Source organism: Streptomyces sp. NBC_01306 (genome assembly GCF_026340465.1).
Classification (GTDB): Bacteria; Actinomycetota; Actinomycetes; order Streptomycetales; family Streptomycetaceae; genus Streptomyces.
The window spans coordinates 254,356-273,993 of record NZ_JAPEPC010000001.1; the positions used below are offsets into that span (position 1 = coordinate 254,356).

Below are 19,638 nucleotides of genomic sequence, written 5' to 3' on the forward strand. Positions count from 1 at the left end.
AATCGCACGCGTGCGTGCCCGGCGGGCCTCTTGGATAATGTGCACGGGTGAGCACCGATCTGACCTTACTGTCGCGTGTCGCCTACCACGGGCAGGAGGTCACCGCCCCCCGGATCCGCGAACTCCTCGCCCTCCTCGCGGAGGATCTCCGCAGGGGGTGCAGCACCGACCGGCTCGTGGCCGGACTGTGGCCCGACGAACTGCCCGAGCGGCCCGCCAAGGCGGTTCAGGTCCTGGTCTCACGGGCCCGCACGCTGCTCGGCGCCGACCTCGTGGCCAGTACCCCGAACGGCTACCGCATCGCTCTCGGCGAGGAGCGGGTCGACGCTGCCGCGCTCCTGCTGCACGCCGCCGCCTCGGCCGAGCGGGCCAGGGCCGGGGACCACGCGGGATCGCTGGGGGCCGCCGAGGCCGGACTCGCCCTGTGGGACGGCTCCCTGGAAGGGGACGGCGGACCGCTCGCGTCCCTGCGCGCCGAACGGGCCCCCGTACGAATCTCGCTCGTCCGGGCGCAGGGGCTCGCCCTCGCCCGCCTGGGGCGGCACGCCGAGGCCGCCGGGCCGCTGGCCGTGGCCGCCTCGAACCACCCCCGCGACGAGGAGGTCCTCGCCGAACTGCTGCGCGGCGAAGGGGCGGCAGCGGGCCCGTCCGCCGCGCTGACCCGGTACGAGGCGTACCGGCGGGAGCTGCGCGAAGAACTCGGCACGGACCCGGGCGCGGCGCTCAGGGCCGTACAGCAGGAGCTGCTGCACGGTGGGGCGCCCGTGGTGCGGCACGGGGTGCCGCACGAACCGAACCCGCTGCTGGGGCGCGACGGGGACATCGCATCGGTCGAAGGGCTGCTGCGCGCCTCGCGGGCGGTGACCGTCACCGGTCCCGGCGGGCTCGGCAAGACCCGGCTCGCGTACGCCGTCAGCCGCCGCGCCGAGCAGCGTGTCGTGCACTTCGTGCCGCTCGTCGGCGTCACGGCCGACGGGGACGTGGCCGCCGAGGTGGCGTCGGCGCTCGGGGCGGGCGAGAACCGGCACACCAGGGTGAGCGGCCACGTCTCGGCGGACCCGGTGTCCCGGATACTGGGCGTGCTGGGCTCGGGGCCCGCGCTGCTGGTGCTGGACAACTGCGAGCACGTCATCCGCGGGGCGGCCGACCTCGTACAGGCGCTGGTGTCGTCGTCGAGGGACCTGCGCGTCCTGGCCACCAGCCGGGCGCCGCTGGGCCTGACGTCGGAGGCGGTGTACGCGCTGCCGGAGCTGGGTCCTGAGACGTCCGTCGAGCTGTTCACGCAGCGGGCGCGGGCCGCACGGCCCGGTGTGATGCTGCCGCCGGACGTGGTGACGGAGCTGTGCGGGCACCTGGAGGGGCTGCCGCTGGCCGTGGAACTGGCCGCGGCCCGGGTGCGGGTGATGTCGGTACCGCAGATCGCCCGGCGGATCGGCGACCGGTTCGCGCTGCTGCGCGGCGGGGCGCGGGACGTGCCCGAGCGGCATCGCACGCTGCACGCGGTCGTGGAGTGGAGCTGGAACCTCCTCGCCGAGGACGCCAGGGCGGCGCTGCGCACGCTGTCGGTGTTCCCCGGGGGCTTCTCCGGGGAGGCGGCGGAGCAGGTGCTGGGCGAGGATGCCCTGTTCATCCTGGAGCAGTTGGCCGGGCAGTCGCTGGTCACGGTGGTGGACGGGCCGGTGGGGGTCCGGTGCCGGATGCTGGAGACCGTGCGGGAGTTCAGCGCCGCCCGGCGTGCGGAGGCGGGAGAGGGGGAATCGGCCGTCGACCGGTTCCTGGACTGGGCGCGGGGCTTCGGGGTCGCGTACCACGATGTCCTGTTCGGGTCGGACCCTCTGGCGGCCTGGGAGTTGATCCGGGCCGAGCAGGACAACCTCGTCCTGGCGCTGCGGCACGCGCTGGCCCGTGGGGACGGGCCCTCCATCGCCGCGCTGACCGCGGTGCTCGCCGCGTTGTGGTCGACCGACTCCAACTACCCGCGGCTGGCGGTGCTCGCCGCCGACACCGGGCCGCCGCTGTCGCACTACGTTCCCGAGCCCGGCTACGTCGAGGTCACGCGCGTCGCCGCCGTGCTGTGCACGGCGAGCCTGTTCATGGGCTACCGCCCGCATGTCACCGTGGTGCGGCAGTTGGTGACGCTGCGGCGGCTGCCACCCGCGCGGCCGGACACCCTGCTGCGTGCCACCGCGCTGGTGTTGCGGGCGATCCCCGAGATGGTGCCGCCCCGCTACGAGGTGCTGCAACGGCTGTGCGACAGCGGGCTTCCGCTGGTCGCCGGGATCGCCGAGTGCGTCGCCACGTATGTCTGGGAGTACGAGCACGACATCGACCGCGCGCTCGCCTCGGCCCGCCGGATGATCGCCGCGCTGGCGTCCGTCGCCAACCCCTCGATGCAGGTCATGGCGCACGCGCGGGTGAGCGACATGTGCCTGCAGACGGAGCAGGGCGATGCCGCGTACGGGCATCTGAAGGCGGCCCTGGAGGCGCTGCCGCGGCTCGACGAGGAGCACGACTCGATCGGCATCCGGCGGGGCCTGGTGCTGGCCTGCCTGCAACGGGGCGAGCTGGACGAGGCGGAGTACTGGCTGCTGCAGGCGGCGGGCGACAGCACCCGGCCCGGTGACGCCTCCCACATTTCCGACCTGGGCGGGCGGGCCGAGATCGCGCTCGCCCGGGGGCGCACGGAGACGGGGCTCGGCCTGTGGCGCAGTGCCGTGGAGCGGATGCCCGAGGCGGACTCCGCGGACGGCGGCGACCCGTGGCTGGACCCCTGGGCCCTGGAGATCCAGTCGGCGGCGGTGACGGCTCACGCGCACGCGGGCCGGCTCGACCTGGTGGCGGAGGCCGCCGACCGGCTGCATCAGCGGCTGCTGACGCTGCTGTCCGGACCGCCGCGCAAGCCCAGAGAACTGCCGGTGATCGGGACGGTCCTGCATGCGCTGGGGATGGCGGGGCTCGCGTCGGGGGACGCGTCGGCGGTACGGCTGGTGGCCCTGGCCGAGCGGCTGCGGGTGCTGCGCGAGTTCCAGCCGACGATGTCGGCGGCCCGGGCGCGGCGGGCTGCCGAGGCTGCGGACGCCGCGGCCTGGGCGGAAGCGGTGTCCCGGTATGCCGCGCTGGGCCGCGACGAGCTGCGGGAGGCAGCGCGGGTCCTGGTCTCCGGACGGGTCTGAGGCTGCGGGGCGCCATCCGTCCACAGGGGCGGAATGCCTGTTCAGAGGCGCTCCGGTGGCTGTTCGGGCAAGGGTTTCACCGGGTTGAAGCCATGGTGAAACCCTACTGAATGCGGTGTCCCGCAGTGTCTGTCGCATGACGACCACGGCATCGCAATCACTCGCTATCGCGGCCAGGGGGCTGCGAAAGTCCTACGGGGAGAAGACGATCCTCGACGGCATCGACCTGACGGTGCCGACCGGCACCATCTTCTCGCTGCTCGGGCCGAACGGTGCGGGCAAGACCACAGCGGTGAAGATCCTCTCGACGCTCAGCTCCTACCAGGCCGACGAGTTGTACGTCGGCGGACACGACCTGGCCTCGGACCCGCAGGGCGTCCGCGCCTCGATCGGGGTCACCGGGCAGTTCTCCGCCGTGGACGGCCTGATCACGGGTGAGGAGAACATGCTCCTGATGGCCGACCTGCACCACCTCTCGCGCAGCGAGGGCCGGCGCACCGCGGCGGAGCTGCTGGAGCGCTTCCACCTGACGGACGTGGCGAGGAAGCCCGCCTCCACCTACTCCGGCGGCATGAAGCGCCGCCTCGACATCGCCATGACGCTCGTCGGCAGCCCGCGCATCATCTTCCTCGACGAGCCGACGACCGGCCTCGACCCGCGCAGCCGCCACAACACGTGGGAGATCATCCGCGAACTGGTCTCCGGCGGGGTCACCGTCTTCCTCACCACCCAGTATCTGGAGGAGGCCGACGAACTCGCCGACCGGATCGCCGTGCTGAGCGACGGCAAGATCGCCGCCGAGGGCAGCGCGGAGGAGCTGAAACGGCTCATTCCGGGCGGTCACGTGCGGCTGCGGTTCGCCGACCCCGTCGCCTACCGGTCGGCGGTCTCCGCGCTCAACGAGGCGACCACCGACGACGAGGCGCTGGCGCGCCAGGCGTCCAGCGACGGCACCCGGCGCGAGCTGCGCTCGATCCTCGACTGGCTGGACTCCTCCGGCTTCGCGCTGCGCGAGGTCGGCAGGGACGACGAGGCGCTCGCGCTGAGGATCCCCAGCAACGGCGGCCAGCGGGAGCTGCGCTCGATCCTCGACTGGCTGGACGCATCGGGCATCGAGGCGGATGAACTGACCGTGCACACCCCGGACCTCGACGACGTGTTCTTCGCGCTGACCGGTGGTCTCAACCAGCCCGCCAAGGAGGCCGTCCGGTGAGCGCCCTGTCCCTCGCCGTGCGTGACTCGACCACCATGGTGCGCCGCAACCTGCTGCACGCGCGGCGCTATCCGGCGCTGACCCTGAACGTGGTGCTGACCCCGCTCATCATGCTGCTGCTGTTCGTCTACGTCTTCGGCGACGTGATGAGCGCGGGCATCGGCGGGGGCGGGGCGGACCGCGCCGATTACATCGCCTACATCGCCCCCGGCATCCTGATGATGACCATCGGCACCACCCTCGTCGGGACCTCGGTGTCCGTGGCCGACGACATGACCGAGGGCATCATGGCCCGCTTCCGCACGATGGCGATCCACCGGGGTTCGGTGCTGATCGGGCACGTCGCCGGCAGCGTGCTGCGCTCGGTCATCAGCGTGACCGTGGTCGGCGCGGTGGCGGTGGCCATCGGCTTCCGCTCGGCGGACGCGACGGTCGTGGAGTGGGTGGCGGCTTTCGGGCTGCTCGTGCTGGTCGCGCTGGCGTTCACCTGGATGGCGATCGCCGTCGGCATGGCCAGCCCGAACGGCGAGGCGGCCGGGAACAACGCGGTGCCGCTGGTCATCCTGCCCTTCATCTCCAGTGCCTTCGTACCGGTCGACGCGATGCCGGGCTGGTTCCAGCCGGTCGCCGAGTACCAGCCGTTCACGCCCGCCATCGAGACCCTGCGCGGCCTGCTGCTGGGCAGCGAGATCGGTTACAACGGGTGGCTCACCGTGGCCTGGTGCGTGGGTCTGGCCGTACTCGGCTACTACTGGTCGAAGTCACTGTTCAACCGCGAGACGCGGTAACCCCGGACACGGGCTGAATCCCCCGCAGCCCGTACCGCCCCGGGGCGGAGTTCTCCGCCCCGGGGCATCTCGCGATCGGGCGGCGTCCCGCTGCAGCTGCTCCCGGCCGATCGGACGGACCCGGGCGTAGTCCACGATGGAGCATCCCCGCACGCCTCCGCATGACCCCCGAGAGTTGTGTGGATCGTCTGCGGCCCACTGCCGACGCCGCGCTGCGCGACCCCCTCGCTGCGGATGCGGGCGCTCCTTCGCGGCTGGAACGGCGGTATCGACGGCGCGCACCATCTCCCACAGCCTCTGCTCGACGCCCGGCTATTGGGCATCTCAGTGCGGGAAGCGGCGCGGTGGACGAGGCACTATGGTTTCGCGGAACTCGGCGATGCGCGAGTGGACTTGGCGCATCAGGTGGGTGTCTTCGATCCGATCCAGGTAGAGGCAACGGGCCGCCAGGCCCGGGAGATCAAAGGCAAAGTACAGGGCCATCAGCGGGTTCACGAACAACTCGCTTCCCCGGGTGCGATCAGTGAACTTAACGTCACCGAACGAGCCGCGCACTGCAGCCGCGATAGAACCGTTCACAATGCTGGGGTGCTCCGGGGTGTGGTGCTGAGCGTGCGTCACTGCTTCCAGGTAGAGAGCGGCCTCACGGGTGGCCTGCGGTATCGAGAACGCGCCGAGGTACGCACCGTCGCGATCCAGTGCGGCGATGTTCTCCAACACCTGAGTGTGGTTGACACCGTGGTACGCGTCGACACCGAAGCCGACCGCCACGACGAGCCGGGTCAGAGGGTCATCCAGCGCGGCCAGCGCCGCCACGCTGGCCAGGTCCTCCTCTGGTGTACCGAGCCCGGATTCGTCACCGCGCATCAAAATGTCCGTACCACCGTCGACCAGCACAACAGCGTCGATGCAGTGCAACTTGATCAGTGCTTGATAGGCGGCGCGCAGCGGGCGTACCCCGGTTTGGGGGAAGGCGTACACGGTGGACGGGTAGCCGTGCTGGTCCAGCCACTGAGCCAGGGTCCGCTCCGGGAAGTAGCTCTGGTGCAGTGCGGAGTCGGGAGTAACGGTGGCCAGGTCGGGAGCGGCCCAGTCATCGGTCGGGAGACCAGCGAGTGCGCTGAAGGAGAGGTTCGCGAGATGCACCTGCTTGCCCTGATGCAGGAGGGAGAGAGCCAACGGCAGGCCGGAGTAGATGTCGAAGCCGCCGCCCGCTCCCGCGACGAGGACCCGTTCGGCATCGGCGAGCCGGGTGAAGAGGGGGTTGGAATGGAGGGATGCCATGGCATTCATTGTCCACGCTGCGCCAGAAAATCATCGCTGACAACGTGGCGCCACCCGCAACACTCACGAGATCGCGGCGATCTGTCCGCTTCCCATCCTCGGCGCATCTGATCAACGCGGACAGCTGGGAAGTCGACCTGTTGTTGCGGGCGGCGGGCCAAGAAGCAGGCCCCTTTTCGGCCAAACCCGTTCTGATTTAAACACCCTTTCACACAACTCCTTCACGGTTGCATCACAGTCAATCCTCATATTTTGCACGGGGGTTGCACACGCTCAGGGCGGTGTCCTTGCAGTGGCGTGTTCGAGACAACGCCGAATCCGCCCCTTGTCACGGCCTGCTGGCTCCTGCGTATGGTGCGTGCCGCGCCTCAGCGGGGACCTTGATCGTTCTTCGGTTGGTGGCGTTGACCTAACCGGCACACCGGTGGGAGTGCCGCGCAACAGCTAACGTCCCGTTCGTCCTCAGCTGACTGTTCTGCCCCGCTCGGTGTGCCCTACATCTAGCGAGGGGTGCTCTGTGCGACCTATATCGGAATTCCTGATACCCGGACGGCGAAGATCCAGATGGGTCGTGTCCGTGATGACGGGTGTGCTGGCTCTGGCCCTGTTGTGCGGTCTGACGGCCCGGCCTGACTTGCTGGAGCTCGGTCGGGACGCTGATCCGGTCAGTGACTCTGCTGACTGGTACACGGACACAGCTGCTGAGAAGTTGCGGCAGGACCAGTGCCTGGTGGCCGATGTGCTGCGGTTGGGCGGTCCGTCGATGGCCAAGACCGCGCAGGGCGGCCTCAACCAGACGCCGGAACAGCTGCGGGTACTGGCTGACCGGCGGTACTGGCAGAAGACTCCGCTCGCCACCGCTTACACGGCGGACCGGGACGCCGCGGGCAAGGAGCTGGATGCCCTTGGTGCCCGGCCGGCCGCGTGGCAGAAGCCTCTCACCGGGCTGACGTCGCCGGCCGGTTTCACCGACGCCGATTTCCAGTGGCCTCCGGGATCACCTGGGGACGGGAAGGACGACTTCTACTCCCAGACGGGTCTGAGCCCCTGGGTCGCCGACCGGTTCTGGAAGAACGAGAGCGACTTCTACCAGGACTCCACCCCGACGGCTGACGCGAAGACACTCCAAGCCGTCGACGCCGTGGGCGCCCCTCTCTACGGCAAGGCCCCCGACCCGACCGGCCTGACGCAGGACGAGTGGAAGCGGGCAGTCGCCGAACACGACGCCTTCGAATGGATACACGGCGAGCCCGGCGAGAACGCCGGCGCGGACAACGCCCGCATCTTCCTCGCATCCGGCGGCTTCCCGCACACGGCTCCGCAGCCGGGGAGCGCGGAGTACCGTATCGCCGTCGAGGACCTCAAAACCCGGTACGCCGGGTGCGCCTGGCGGGATCCGATCGACCCCGACCAAGTCCTCAGCGACATCACTGCAACCGCCGCCACGGAGTGGCAGCAGGAGATCACCTCCCAGCAGGTGCAGCGCAACCAGATCCTGGACGCGAACACCACTGCCACCAAGGCCCTCGCCACCGGGGCGAAGGCGCTGGGCGAGCTGCTGGGCCAGTCATGGATCGCCGACCACCTGGCCCGCTGGCAGGACTACTGGTCGCCAGGCGGCGCCGGATGGATCGGCGACGCCCCAGGGGTGATCGAAGTCCACGCCGCGAACAACAAGTGCCTGGACGTCCAGAGTGCCGCAAAGACCGACGGCGCCCCAGTCCAGGTGTATACGTGCAACGGTTCCGCGGCGCAGGCGTGGCGGGTCTACGGCGACGACGTAGGTCTTCACCTGCAGAACGTGAACTCCAATAAGTGCCTCGACGTAAACGGCAACGCCGCGGTCAACGGCACCCAGATCCAGATCTGGGGGTGCCACGAAAACCCGGCGCAGACCTGGGAGTACAACCTCCACGCCACCACGAGCCTGAAGAACGTCGGGACCGGCAAGTGCCTCGACCTGCACACGTTCGCCGACGGCCTCAACTCGCAGCTGTACACGTGCAACAACACCGCTGCGCAGCAGTTCGACATCAAGCCGTCCGGCCACACCGGAACGGTTCCGCCCAGGGCCCAGTTCGACCAGGCGAAGAAGGGCGTCACTGACGCGCAGACGGCGGCGAAGGCGCAGCTGGCAGCCCTCAAGGTGCAGGCCGCCGCAGCGACGACGGCCGCCACGACATCGGACACCGCGGAGAACGCCGCGTACGCCGTAGCTGACGCCAACGGCGCGCCCCGGGGCCGTGGTCTGCTGGTCGGAGAGCAGAAGGCGCAGGTCACCCAGGGGGCATCTGCCGCTCTTGCGGCGATGGTGAAGGCGGGCGAGACCGCCGAGGCCGCCACCCGCGCATCCGGTGCGGACAGCGAGACCATCGCGCAGCGTGCGCTGGCTCAGGCCGCGCAAGTGAAGACGGAGTTCCGCAAGGAGGCGGCGCACAGTGCCGAGTTGCAGGCGAAGGCCGCTGCCGATGCGGCGAAGGTGCACCGGGACAATGCGAAGAAGGACAAGGAAGAGGCCGAAGCCAAACTCGCCGAGTCTCTGAAGGCGGAAAGCGACGCCAAGACCGCGGCCGCGCAGGCCCACGCGAAGCGGCTTGCCGCCGAGGCCGAGGAGAAGACGGCCAAGGCGGAGAAGGAAACCGCCGCCGCGAAACAGGCCGAAGCCGCGGAGCACAAGAAGAACGCGGAGGGTGAGGCGACCAAGGCCAAGGACGCCAAGGACAAGGCCGAAGCCTCCGAGGCCACCGCGAGCGAGAAGAGGGACGCTGCGGTCAAGGCCAGCGACGCCGCGAAGGCGAAGCGGGACGACGCGTGGGACGCCGAAGAGAAGGCGAACGCGGCGCGCGCCAAGGCGGACGCGAAGGGCGCCTACGCCGACTCCCTCGACGCGGGCGAAGCAGCAGATGCTGCCCGTGCGGCTGCCAACGATGCGGACCAGCATGCGGACGACGCCGAAGCAGCGGCCGGCAGAGCTCGTTCCGAAGCCGATGCCGCGACCCAGGCAGCCGCAGACGCGGATGCCGCAGCCACCCGCGCCGAGGCAGCCGCCAAGCGCGCCCGCTCCGACGCGGACGGCGCACAGGCCGCGAAGCTGAAGGCCGACGCCGCGGTGAAAACCGCCACCAGCGCCGCAGCGGATGCGATCGAGGCGTCCAAGCACGCCGCCTCCGAAGCCAGGACGGCCGTCAAGCTCGCCGACGACGCCGAAGCGCAAGCGAAAACCGCCAAGGCCCAGGCGGACGCGGCGAGCAAGGAAGCAGCCAAGGCACTGGCGGCATCCGCGAAGGCCGCGGGCTTCGCTCACATCACCGCACAGGCAGCCGAGGACGCCGGCAACGCCGCCGCGCAGGTCGCCAAGCCTGCCAACGACGCCATCCAGCTCGGCTCCCCCTACGTCACCACCGACTCCGCGGCAAGCCTGGTCGTACTGACCGGGCAGGCATCCAAGACGATCGCCGAGCAGCAGAAGGCCGTCGCCGACGCCCACGCCAAGAACGCACTCGAGGAAGCAGCGACCGCCAAGGCCCTCGCCGACAAGGCGGCGGAAGACACCAAGGCCGCCTACCAGTCCGCCGCCAACGCCGCCGGCTACGCAGCAGACGCCCGCACCTACGCCAAGGACGCCCTCGGCTACGCGGCCGACGCCGCCACCGCCGCCTCCAAGGCCACCGCGTCACTGGCCCGCACCATCACCTACGACAACCAGGCCACCGCCGACGCCGCAGCAGCCGACACGGCAGCAGGCCGGGCCGAGGGCTACGCCAAGGACGCCCGCGACTCCGCCGACCAGGCAGCGCTGGACGCCGAAGCCGCCCGCACCGCCGCCACCCTCGCGGAACAGGAGGCGACAGACGCACGCGCAGCAGCCGACCGCGCCGACGCCGCAGCGACCGAAGCCGAACAGGCCGCGAAGGACGCCGACAAATATGCCAAGGACGCCCAGGACGCCGCAGACAGGACAGAAAAGGCGGAGGCCAATAAGGAACGTTCCGAGGGGTCCGGTACGGGCATTCCCGGTGTGTTCGCCGTTCCAGACGAGTCCACCGTCGAGATCGTCAGCTCCAAGCAGATCGGCACGTGCCCGGGGATGCCTGAGGCGGGCTTCCAGGGCTGCAATGCGATGTACGACCTGGTTGTCACCTACGAGGCCGACTTCTACCTGTGTACCGACGAACAGGCCCAGGCCACAGCCGACGGGTGCCCGAAGTCGGCATGGGAGTTCCTCCAGCGTTCGACGCTGAAGAACATCAAGATCGACGGCTGGACGCACAAGTTCTCCGGCAAGGACATCATCCGCGCCGGATGGCAGAGCCTCTTCGGTGACGTGGCCGGATCGATCCTGTTCTCCTTCTTCGCCGAAGACCTGATGGACTGCTGGCACGGCAGCAAGGCCGCCTGCGCCTGGAGCCTCGCCACGTTTGTCCCGGTCGAAGGCTTGCTCTCCCCGATCGCCCGTGCCGTCACGGCCCTTGACGCAGCTGCCAAGACCGGCATCGGCTTCACCGACGCGTGGAAAGCCCTTCGCGTGCTCCACCTGTCCGACGAAGCTATCGCTGGGATAGGTGCCAAGGCGGTCGAGGCTCTCGGCAAGGCTCGGAAGGTGTGCGCTGCCAACAGCTTCCCCGGCACCACGCGCGTGCTGATGGGTAATGGCACGACCAAGGAGATCAGGGACATCAGGATCGGCGATGCGGTTCTCGCCACTAATCCTGAGAGCAGCCGCACCGAACCCCACACCGTCACCAGCACCATTTACACACCGGACGACACTGACTTCGCCGACATCACGATCGACGTCGGGCGTGCGCGGATCACTGCTACGCAGCACCACCCCTTTTGGTCACCCAGTGCCCATCGCTGGATAGACGGAGGCGACCTCCGGCCCGGGCAAACGCTGCGTACCAGCAGTGGTGCGACCGTCACCGTGCTCCGCGTCCACCGTTTCCATCGGCTTCACTCGGCTTACAACCTCACTGTCGACAGCCTCCACACCTATTATGTCTTGGCCGGAGCGACACCGGTTCTGGTACACAACACAAATGGGTGCCCCACCGGGACAATGGTGCTCGGAATCGGCGAGCACTCGGAGGAATTGGCTAAGGAAATTCAGGGGGGATATACCTTCAACGGCGACAAATTCGCAGAAGAGGTCGGCAGGGCCAACGGGATACCGATCGCCCTGTGGATGACCGAGGTATCGAGTGTCCTGCGCAACAACGGCAAGGTCGCAGTCAGCCTGAAGGGTTTCGACGGAGATACAGCGGCTGAGCAGTTTGCGCTCGCCTATAAAAAATGGCGCTCGGGTGGCTGGGCAGCCACTCAGTGGGAAATGGGTCAGATCGGTCTCCAGATACAGTTGGGCAACTTCGAATGGCGCAATATCACGTTCTATAGCAAAGAGGGAAAAGTAGTGAACATAGCCGAACCGGACTGGGACGCACTGAATGGGTGAGGTGACACCGGAGTTCACCGGTTCCGAAATTTTCCGATCAGACAGGTCCTTCAAGGTCTGGCAATACGCTGTCGGCCATCGCAGGCTGCTCCTCCGCAGCAGCCGGGACAGCCCGCCGGACACCCGGATCGAAATCTACTTCGCCAACGTCGATCTCATGCTTCTCCGTCCCCGCTACGACAGCTTGGTCATCCGTCGCGCCGAAGACGAGGAATGCAGGAAGACCGGCCTCGACTATGGGGTGGAGGTCAAGCCCGGGCGTCTTTTCTTGCTGGGTGGCGACCTGAGGAGCTTCGTCGTTTCGGCCCCTCCACAGTGGCATGAAGATGAGGGCACGATGGACGACCCATCATGGTTCGGCCCCATACGGGGAACGCACTGAGAACAGCATCGGGAGGCCACTTCGCGAAGGAGCCTCCCGATGCTCTCTGGCCACTCACCACGCCGGTCATCAGTGACCGAGAATCAGCGCCCCCATGGGTAACCCAGTGCCCAGCGTCGGCGGCCGCCGTTCTCCTGGTCGATATCGCCCCCACACGACACCACACCGAGTCCCGCGAGCTCGCGCAGCAGCGCGTCGTCGGTCGGGGCCCGCTCGTGCTGGTGGGAGAGGACCAGGACCAGGGCGCGCCCGTCCTGACCGGCGAGGTGAACACTGACCCTGGCCCCTCACCCGCCGCAGCCGTCACCAGGGCGGTCACCACCAGGCGCGTTCGCGTGGTCGGTAATCAGCGGACTGATATGGGGACGGAACCGGGTGATTGGTCCTCTGCTGAGCGAGGACTACGCGCCCGCCATCGGTGACCGCGTTCCGCACTCGAAGCGGGAGTCGGTGTCCGACCCGGCCGACGTCGCAGAGATGGACGCGCTGTGCGGCTACCTGACGGTCGTCCGAGGGTCCTATCCCGGCTCATTCCCGGGACCCGATCCCGCTGGGCAAGCCGGACACCGCCGAGCGGGCGCGTACTGCCGAGCACTTCGATGCGGCTGGGACGCTGACGCCGGACCAGCGGCTGTTGCGCGTCCTTCTCGACGACAACCATGCCACGTTCGAGCAGGCCCTTCAGGAACGACTCGTAATGCAGCGCGAGAGCGTCGGCGCCGACCCGGCTGCCCGGAGCCTGCTGCCGCGTCGGCCGCGGATGCGTCGGCGATGGCCTTGTTGTCGTAGGTGATGGTTCGGGCCAGTGACGCGCTGACCTCGGATGCGGCGGTGGCGGCGTCGGCTGCGTAGCCGAGGGCCTCCTTGGCGTAGGTACGGGCATCTGCCGCTTAGCCGGCGGCGTTGGCGGCGGACTGGTAGGCGGCCTTCGCGTCACCTGTGGCCTGGTCGGCGAGAGCCTTGGCGGCGGCTGCTTCCTCCTGTACTAACAGCTCGCGGCACTAGCACCCCTGGGGAGAATCTGGGGAGTATTCGGAGGCTTGGGGAGCGCGTGGGGAGAATCGGCTACATAACGCAGCACGAAACTGAAAGACAGTGAAAGACACATCCACGCAGGTCAGGGGCCCGTAGGATCACAAATCCGCAGGTCAGCGCCACCAGGTAGACAACTTCATGACGTAATCCACTGGTTCAGCAAGGTCAGCCTGGACCGTTCTTGCGCAGAGCCAACGATCAAGATCCGGCCATGCGCGGTCCAGAATCAGCGAACCAGCAGGCAGGGACGACGTTTCTGCTGGCCAGCGCAGGTACGACCTCTGTACCACCAGCAGACGAAGAACCTACCGCCACTCTGCGCAGGTGACCGAGTGGGGCCGCTCTGCACCACGAAATTCCCGGCATCACGCCATTCCCGCCCAGCCAGGAGGCGCCTGACCAGCGGGGCAACCTGTCTGATGACCCATCAGAACGAGCGTCAAGACGCCTCGTAGAGCGTCATCTCAGCGTCAAGATATCGCCCGTAACGCCCACATCGCACATAACGCACACCACCCAAACCCGCAGGTCAGGCAGCCTTTGCGATGGGTTCAAGGATCGCCACGCACTCCACATGATGGGTCATCGAGAGACATTAATCGACACAGTACGTGATGCTCGCCTCGTCGCAAATGAGGGCAACATAGCCGAACATCGCCGGTTAGCCAAACCGGCGCTTCTGCAGACGATTATTGTCCACCGTTTGCCCCGAGCACCACTGCGGATCAGTTCCAACAGAAGAGACTCACCGCTTCTGTGCATGCAGAACCCCACGGTTCTCCACCTGCGGGCCGCGTCGCTTGTCGCCGACCGCCTTCTGTATCCCTTGGCGCTCCATACCTCCGGAGATCCAGCGCCTTTGCCCACCGAACCGATAGCAGACTACACAGGCCGTCAGACACACACGAAGGATGAGGGCGGTGCCCCTTTCACCCGAGATGACAACCAGCCATTTCTCCTGGCCAGTGCCTGGTATTCGACGCGCGACCTCGCCGCCTGCCTGCGTGTAAACACCTCGACTCTGCGCCGTTGGCGCACCGCTCGGCCGCCCCAGGGCCCGCCGTTCGTCTCCGTTTCGGAACGCGTCATTATGGACAGCGCGGTCGACGTCGAGGAATGGCTGCATCGCCACCGGACCGTCCCACGGCGAGACGCATGATGGCCGAGAAAGCCGTTGTGCCGGTCGGTGTCCGACTCACCACCGACATCGAGTACCGGCCTGATCGCCCCAACCCGTACCGCGCGCGAGTCCGCTGGTTCGACCCGGCTACGAAGCGGCGCCTGTCCCTGTCGGAGGGGAAGGCTGACGAGGACGAAGCGCAGGAGTGGCTCCAGTCCATCATCGAAGCGGCTGAGGCAGGGCTGTCCCCGTCGCTCGCCACCATGAAACTCGCCGAATACGGCAACGCGAACATGGACCTCGCCCTGCGCGGCCTGGAGTTGAAAACGCTCGACCCCTATCTGTCAGGCTGGCGGATGCGTGTCGTGCCCGCTCTGGGCCACGTCGCGGTCCGGATGATCACCAACGGCGCTGTCGACCGCACCGTGCAGAACTGGATCGCCGACGAGCTCAGCCGCTCAACGGTCAAGAACACCATCGCCGTCCTGGTTCGCGTCATGGAGCAGGCAGTCCGCGACGGCATCATCAAGGTGAACCCCGCCCGGGTGACCGGCTGGCAGAAGCTCTACAAGCAGGCCGAGGACGAACTCCTCGACCCGCGCGCGCTCGCCCTGCCCGACTGGGAAACACTCGTCGCACTGGCCGACGCGCTCGTGGCCGCCTCCCACGACGAGTACCGCGGCTGGGGAGAGGTGGTCATCTTCGCCGCGTGCACCGCCGCACGGATCGGCGAGATCTCCGGCTGCCGCGTCGGAGACATCGACACCACCCAGTGGATCTGGACCGTGCGGCGTCAGACCACACCCGCGCCCGGCGGACTGACCGACAAGGGCACCAAGGGCAAGCGGGCCCGCAAGGTTCCCATCGTCGAGGAGATCCGCCCCCTCGTCGCCCAGCGCATCCTGTCCGCCGGCCCCAATCCGGACGCCCGCCTGTTCACGGGCCCACGAGGCGGACGTATCTCCACCGCCGTCCTGCGCGACGCCACACACTGGGACGACGTGGTCACCAAGCTCGGCTACGAGCATCTGCGCCGCCACGACCTCCGGCACACCGCACTCACCTGGTTCGCCGACGCCGGGGTCCAAGTACACGTCCTCCGCAGGATCGCCGGCCACGGTTCACTAACCACCACCCAGCGCTACCTTCACCCGGACGTCCACAAGATCACGGCCGCCGGCGCGGCGCTCTCGGCCCACTTCAACGTGCTGCGCGCACCACGCTCACTGCCGAGCCCCATCGTCATGACCCGCTGACCCCGTCAAGGACGCCGGACCTCCAGCTGGTCCCCAACTGGTCCCCAAAAATGATCAAAGGCCGGTTTCGAATTGCTCCGAAACCGGCCCTGATCTGCGACTGTCTCCAGTCGGGACGACAGGATTTGAACCTGCGACCCCTTGACCCCCAGTCAAGTGCGCTACCAAGCTGCGCCACGTCCCGATGCCCGTCTGACCTGGGGTTTCCCCTGGCCTGACCTGCACGAGAACCATACCGCACTCCGGCCGCCGGACCGACTCCGCCATGGGGGACCGCGATCGGGAGACAATCAGCGGATGAACGAGAAGAGCGACGGCTCGCGCGACACCACGAGGGATCGCGACGCCGATGGCCGGGCGCGCAATGCCCGGCCCCGGGACGGGCTCGGGCGGCCGCTCCCGTACGGGGCCGAGGGCGTGGAACGGCAGCCGGAGGGGGTGACGCGTACTCCTGCGGAGACCGTGCGGGAGGCGCAGCGGCTGCTCGACGCCGGGATGCCCTTCCATGCACATGAGGTGTTCGAGGATGCCTGGAAGGCGGGGCCCGAGTCGGAGCGCGCGCTCTGGCGGGGTCTCGCGCAGCTGGCGGTCGGGCTGACGCACGCCGCCCGCGGCAATACCGCGGGCGGTGCGCGGCTGCTGCTCCGGGGTGCGGGCGGGCTCGCCGCGTACCCGGATCCCATGCCGTACGGGATCGACATCGGCGGGCTGACCGTCTGGGCGGAGCAACTCGCGGGCGGGCTCCGGGGACCGGTCGACGCGAGGGCGTCGGCCCCACGCCTGACAGGCGCCTGAACAGCCCTTCCCCCTGGCCCCCGCCGGTCGGCGTCCGACCGGGCGCGGCGTCGCCGGGGGCGCCGGGCCGGGGCCGATATACGCCCCGGCGGGCGCCGGACCTGGTGGACATGCGTCAGACTCGGCGGGTGAGAAAGATCTATGTGATCGGCATCGGTGCGGGCGACCCCGACCATCTGACGATTCAAGCGGTGAAGGCCCTCAACAAGACGGATGTCTTCTTCCTCCTCGACAAGGGTGCGGAGAAATCCGATCTGATCCGGCTGCGCCACAACATCCTCCAGGAGCACATCGGGCACGGCCGCGGCTACCGGCTCGTCGAGGCGCGGGACCCCGACCGGGACCGCGCAGCCGGGGGTTCCGGATACGCCGCGGCCGTCGACGACTGGCGGCGGGCCCGGGCCGGCATCTACGAGCGCATGATCATGGAGGACCTGGGCGATGACGAGTGCGGCGCGTTCCTGGTGTGGGGCGATCCCGCTCTGTACGACTCCACTCTCGCCATCCTCGAAGAGGTCCTGGAGCGGGGCGCGGTCGCCTTCGACCATGAGGTGATTCCCGGTATCAGCAGTGTCTCCGCGCTGGCGGCCAGACATCGCACCGGCCTGAACCGGGTCGGGCAGCCCGTGCAGATCACCACCGGACGGCGGCTCGCCGAGGGGTGGCCCGACGGTGTGGACGACGTCGTCGTCATGCTCGACGCCGAGCAGGCATTCCGGCACCACGTCGACGAGGATCCGGTGATCCACTGGGGCGCCTATCTGGGCACCGAGGACGAGATCCTGATCTCCGGACGGCTGTCGGAGGTCGCCGGGCGCATCGGGGAACTGCGGTCGGAGGCCCGCGCCCGGAAGGGCTGGATCATGGACACCTATCTGCTGCGCAGGGACTGACCCGCAGGGACTGACCGCAGGGGACTGACCGCAGGAACTGACCGCAGGGGACTGACCGCAGGAACTGGCAGCAGGAGCCGACCGCAGGGACGGAATACAGGACACGCAGCAGCGACATCCACGGCACGGGCAGTGACGCACTCCATTATGCAACTTGTTGCACAACAGGGTGCGGCTGGTCTAGAAAGAGCTGACCACCACTGCGCACCGGAGGCGCCGGATGAGCCCGTACCCCCACCTGCTGAGCCCCCTCGACCTCGGCTTCACCACGCTGCCCAACCGTGTCCTGATGGGGTCGATGCACCTCGGGCTCGAAGAGGCGACGGACGGCTTCGAGCGGTTGGCCGAGTTCTACGCGACCCGCGCACGCGCCGGTGCCGGGCTCATCGTGACGGGCGGGATCTCCCCCAACGAGCAGGGCAGGTCGCGCGACGGCGGCGCCAAGCTGACCACCGAGGCGGAGGCCGCCGAGCACGAGATCGTGACCGCGGCCGTCCACCGGGCGGGCGGCCGGATCGCGATGCAGATCCTGCACTTCGGCCGGTACGCCTTCCACCCCGGTCTGGTGGCGCCGAGCGCGGTCCAGGCGCCGATCAGCCCGTTCACCCCGCACGCCCTCACCGACGACGAGGTCGAGCAGACCATCGAGGACTTCGTACGGGCGGCAGAGCTGGCCCGGAGCGCCGGGTACGACGGTGTCGAGATCATGGGGTCCGAGGGCTATCTGATCAACGAGTTCATCGCGGCGCAGACCAACCACCGCGAGGACCGCTGGGGCGGTTCGTACGAGAACCGCATCCAGTTCCCCCTGGAGATCATCCGCCGGGTACGCGAACGGGTGGGGCCCGACTTCATCCTCATCTACCGGCTCTCCATGCTCGACCTGGTCCCCGGCGGTTCCTCGCAGGACGAGGTGGTCGCGCTCGCCCAGCGGATCGAGGCGGCGGGCGCGACCATCATCAACACCGGAGTCGGCTGGCACGAGGCGCGGATCCCGACCATCGCGACGTCGGTGCCGCGTGGCGCGTACACCTGGGTGACGAAGAAGGTCACGGGCGCGGTCACCATTCCCGTGATCACCAGCAACCGGATCAACACCCCCGAGGTCGCCGAGGAGTTGCTGGCCGGAGGCTGCGCGGACATGGTGTCGCTCGCCCGCCCCTTCCTGGCCGATCCGGAGTTCGTCGCGAAGGCCGCACAGGGCCGCTCCGACACCATCAACACCTGCATCGGCTGCAACCAGGCCTGTCTCGACCACACCTTCAGCGGTCTGATCACCTCTTGCCTGGTCAACCCGCGCGCCTGCCGTGAGACCGAACTGGTCCTGTCGCCGACCCGGCGCCGCAAGCGCGTCGGGGTGGTCGGCGCCGGTCCCGCCGGGCTCGCCTTCGCCGTGTCGGCTGCCGAGCGCGGCCACGCGGTGACGCTCTTCGACGCCGCAGAAGAGATCGGCGGGCAGCTGAACGTGGCGCGGCGGATACCCGGCAAGGAGGAGTTCGACGAGACCCTGCGCTACTTCCGGGTCCAGCTCGAACTGCGCGGCGTCGATGTCCGGTTGAAGACCCTGGCCACGGCGGAGACGCTCACCGCGGAGGGCTTCGACGAGATCGTGCTCGCCACGGGAGTCGTCCCGCGCACCCCGGACATCCCCGGCCTCGACCACCCCAGCGTCGTCAGCTATCTGGACGTCCTGCGGGACGGCGCACAGGTGGGACCGCGTGTCGCGGTCATCGGAGCCGGTGGGATCGGCTTCGACGTCGCCGAGTTCCTCACCGACAGCGGCGAGTCGGCGAGCCAGGACCCGGCGGTCTTCTTCCAGCAGTGGGGTGTCGACACCGAGTACCGCACGCCCGGCGGTCTGCGCGCCCCGGTCCGGCCGGCCTCGCCGCGGACCGTGCATCTGCTCCAGCGCAAGACCGCCAAGGTCGGTGCGGGGCTCGGGAAGACCACGGGGTGGATCCACCGTACGGAGCTCAGGCACCGCGGCGTCACGATGGTCGCCGGCGTGACATACGAACGGATCGACGACGAGGGTCTCCATGTCACGGTCGACGGCGCCGCGCAGGTGATCCCCGTCGACACGGTCGTGCTGTGCACCGGTCAGGAACCGCGACGCGAGCTGTACGAGCAGCTGCGCGCCGCGGGCCATCCGGTGCATGTGATCGGAGGCGCCGATGTGGCGTCCGAGCTGGACGCCAAGCGGGCCGTACGCCAGGGGACCGAACTGGCCGCGAGCGTCTGAGCCAC

General features: G+C 68.7%; 10 protein-coding genes and 1 tRNA gene. 9 read left to right on the plus strand and 2 right to left on the minus strand.

The features are described 5' to 3' along the window. The first annotated feature begins 47 nt into the window (after nucleotides 1-47). The 3 genes from OG385_RS01065 to OG385_RS01075 all read left to right on the plus strand — a co-directional run bounded on the left by OG385_RS01065 (nucleotide 48) and on the right by OG385_RS01075 (nucleotide 5,174). Nucleotides 48-3,173, plus strand: coding sequence for a BTAD domain-containing putative transcriptional regulator (locus OG385_RS01065; RefSeq protein WP_266850960.1), 3,126 nt, complete (start codon nucleotides 48-50; stop codon nucleotides 3,171-3,173). Between the two features lie 136 nt (nucleotides 3,174-3,309). Then, entirely contained in the window at nucleotides 3,310-4,386 is a 1,077-nt protein-coding gene (locus OG385_RS01070) for an ATP-binding cassette domain-containing protein (protein WP_266850961.1), read from the plus strand. Next, complete coding sequence (locus tag OG385_RS01075; protein ID WP_266850963.1) at nucleotides 4,383-5,174, plus strand: ABC transporter permease; 792 nt, start codon at nucleotides 4,383-4,385, stop codon at nucleotides 5,172-5,174. The genes OG385_RS01070 and OG385_RS01075 overlap by 4 nt, the downstream gene beginning before the upstream one ends. Before the next feature lie 324 nt (nucleotides 5,175-5,498). On the opposite strand, the gene OG385_RS01080 is transcribed toward OG385_RS01075, so the two are convergent. Continuing rightward, on the minus strand, nucleotides 5,499-6,458 hold the full coding sequence (locus OG385_RS01080) for a DUF1152 domain-containing protein (RefSeq protein ID WP_266850965.1): 960 nt from the start codon (nucleotides 6,456-6,458) through the stop codon (nucleotides 5,499-5,501). A gap of 580 nt (nucleotides 6,459-7,038) precedes the next feature. Between OG385_RS01080 and OG385_RS01085 the strand changes: the two genes are divergently transcribed. The 3 genes from OG385_RS01085 to OG385_RS01100 all read left to right on the plus strand — a co-directional run bounded on the left by OG385_RS01085 (nucleotide 7,039) and on the right by OG385_RS01100 (nucleotide 15,703). Then, complete coding sequence (locus OG385_RS01085; RefSeq protein WP_266850967.1) at nucleotides 7,039-11,910, plus strand: RICIN domain-containing protein; 4,872 nt, start codon at nucleotides 7,039-7,041, stop codon at nucleotides 11,908-11,910. Beyond that, a complete protein-coding gene (locus OG385_RS01090; protein ID WP_266850969.1) occupies nucleotides 11,903-12,292 on the plus strand; it encodes a hypothetical protein in 390 nt (129 codons plus the stop codon). The genes OG385_RS01085 and OG385_RS01090 overlap by 8 nt, the downstream gene beginning before the upstream one ends. Nucleotides 12,293-14,485: 2,193 nt before the next feature. Then, on the plus strand, nucleotides 14,486-15,703 hold the full coding sequence (locus OG385_RS01100) for a site-specific integrase (protein WP_323183930.1): 1,218 nt from the start codon (nucleotides 14,486-14,488) through the stop codon (nucleotides 15,701-15,703). 110 nt (nucleotides 15,704-15,813) lie between these two features. Here the strand turns inward: OG385_RS01100 and OG385_RS01105 are convergent. Next, nucleotides 15,814-15,887, minus strand: a tRNA-Pro gene (locus OG385_RS01105). A 113-nt stretch (nucleotides 15,888-16,000) separates the two neighbouring features. Between OG385_RS01105 and OG385_RS01110 the strand changes: the two genes are divergently transcribed. From OG385_RS01110 to OG385_RS01120, 3 genes are all read left to right on the plus strand, one after another. Continuing rightward, nucleotides 16,001-16,498, plus strand: coding sequence for a DUF309 domain-containing protein (locus tag OG385_RS01110; protein ID WP_266850975.1), 498 nt, complete (start codon nucleotides 16,001-16,003; stop codon nucleotides 16,496-16,498). 128 nt (nucleotides 16,499-16,626) lie between these two features. Next, the gene (cobF, locus tag OG385_RS01115) at nucleotides 16,627-17,391 is read left to right on the plus strand and encodes a precorrin-6A synthase (deacetylating) (RefSeq protein WP_266850977.1); all 765 of its coding nucleotides are present in this window, start codon (nucleotides 16,627-16,629) and stop codon (nucleotides 17,389-17,391) included. Nucleotides 17,392-17,611: 220 nt separating this feature from the next. After that, nucleotides 17,612-19,633 (plus strand): NADPH-dependent 2,4-dienoyl-CoA reductase, encoded by a 2,022-nt coding sequence (locus OG385_RS01120; RefSeq protein ID WP_266850979.1) that lies wholly within the window; start codon nucleotides 17,612-17,614, stop codon nucleotides 19,631-19,633. The last annotated feature ends 5 nt before the right edge of the window (nucleotides 19,634-19,638 follow it).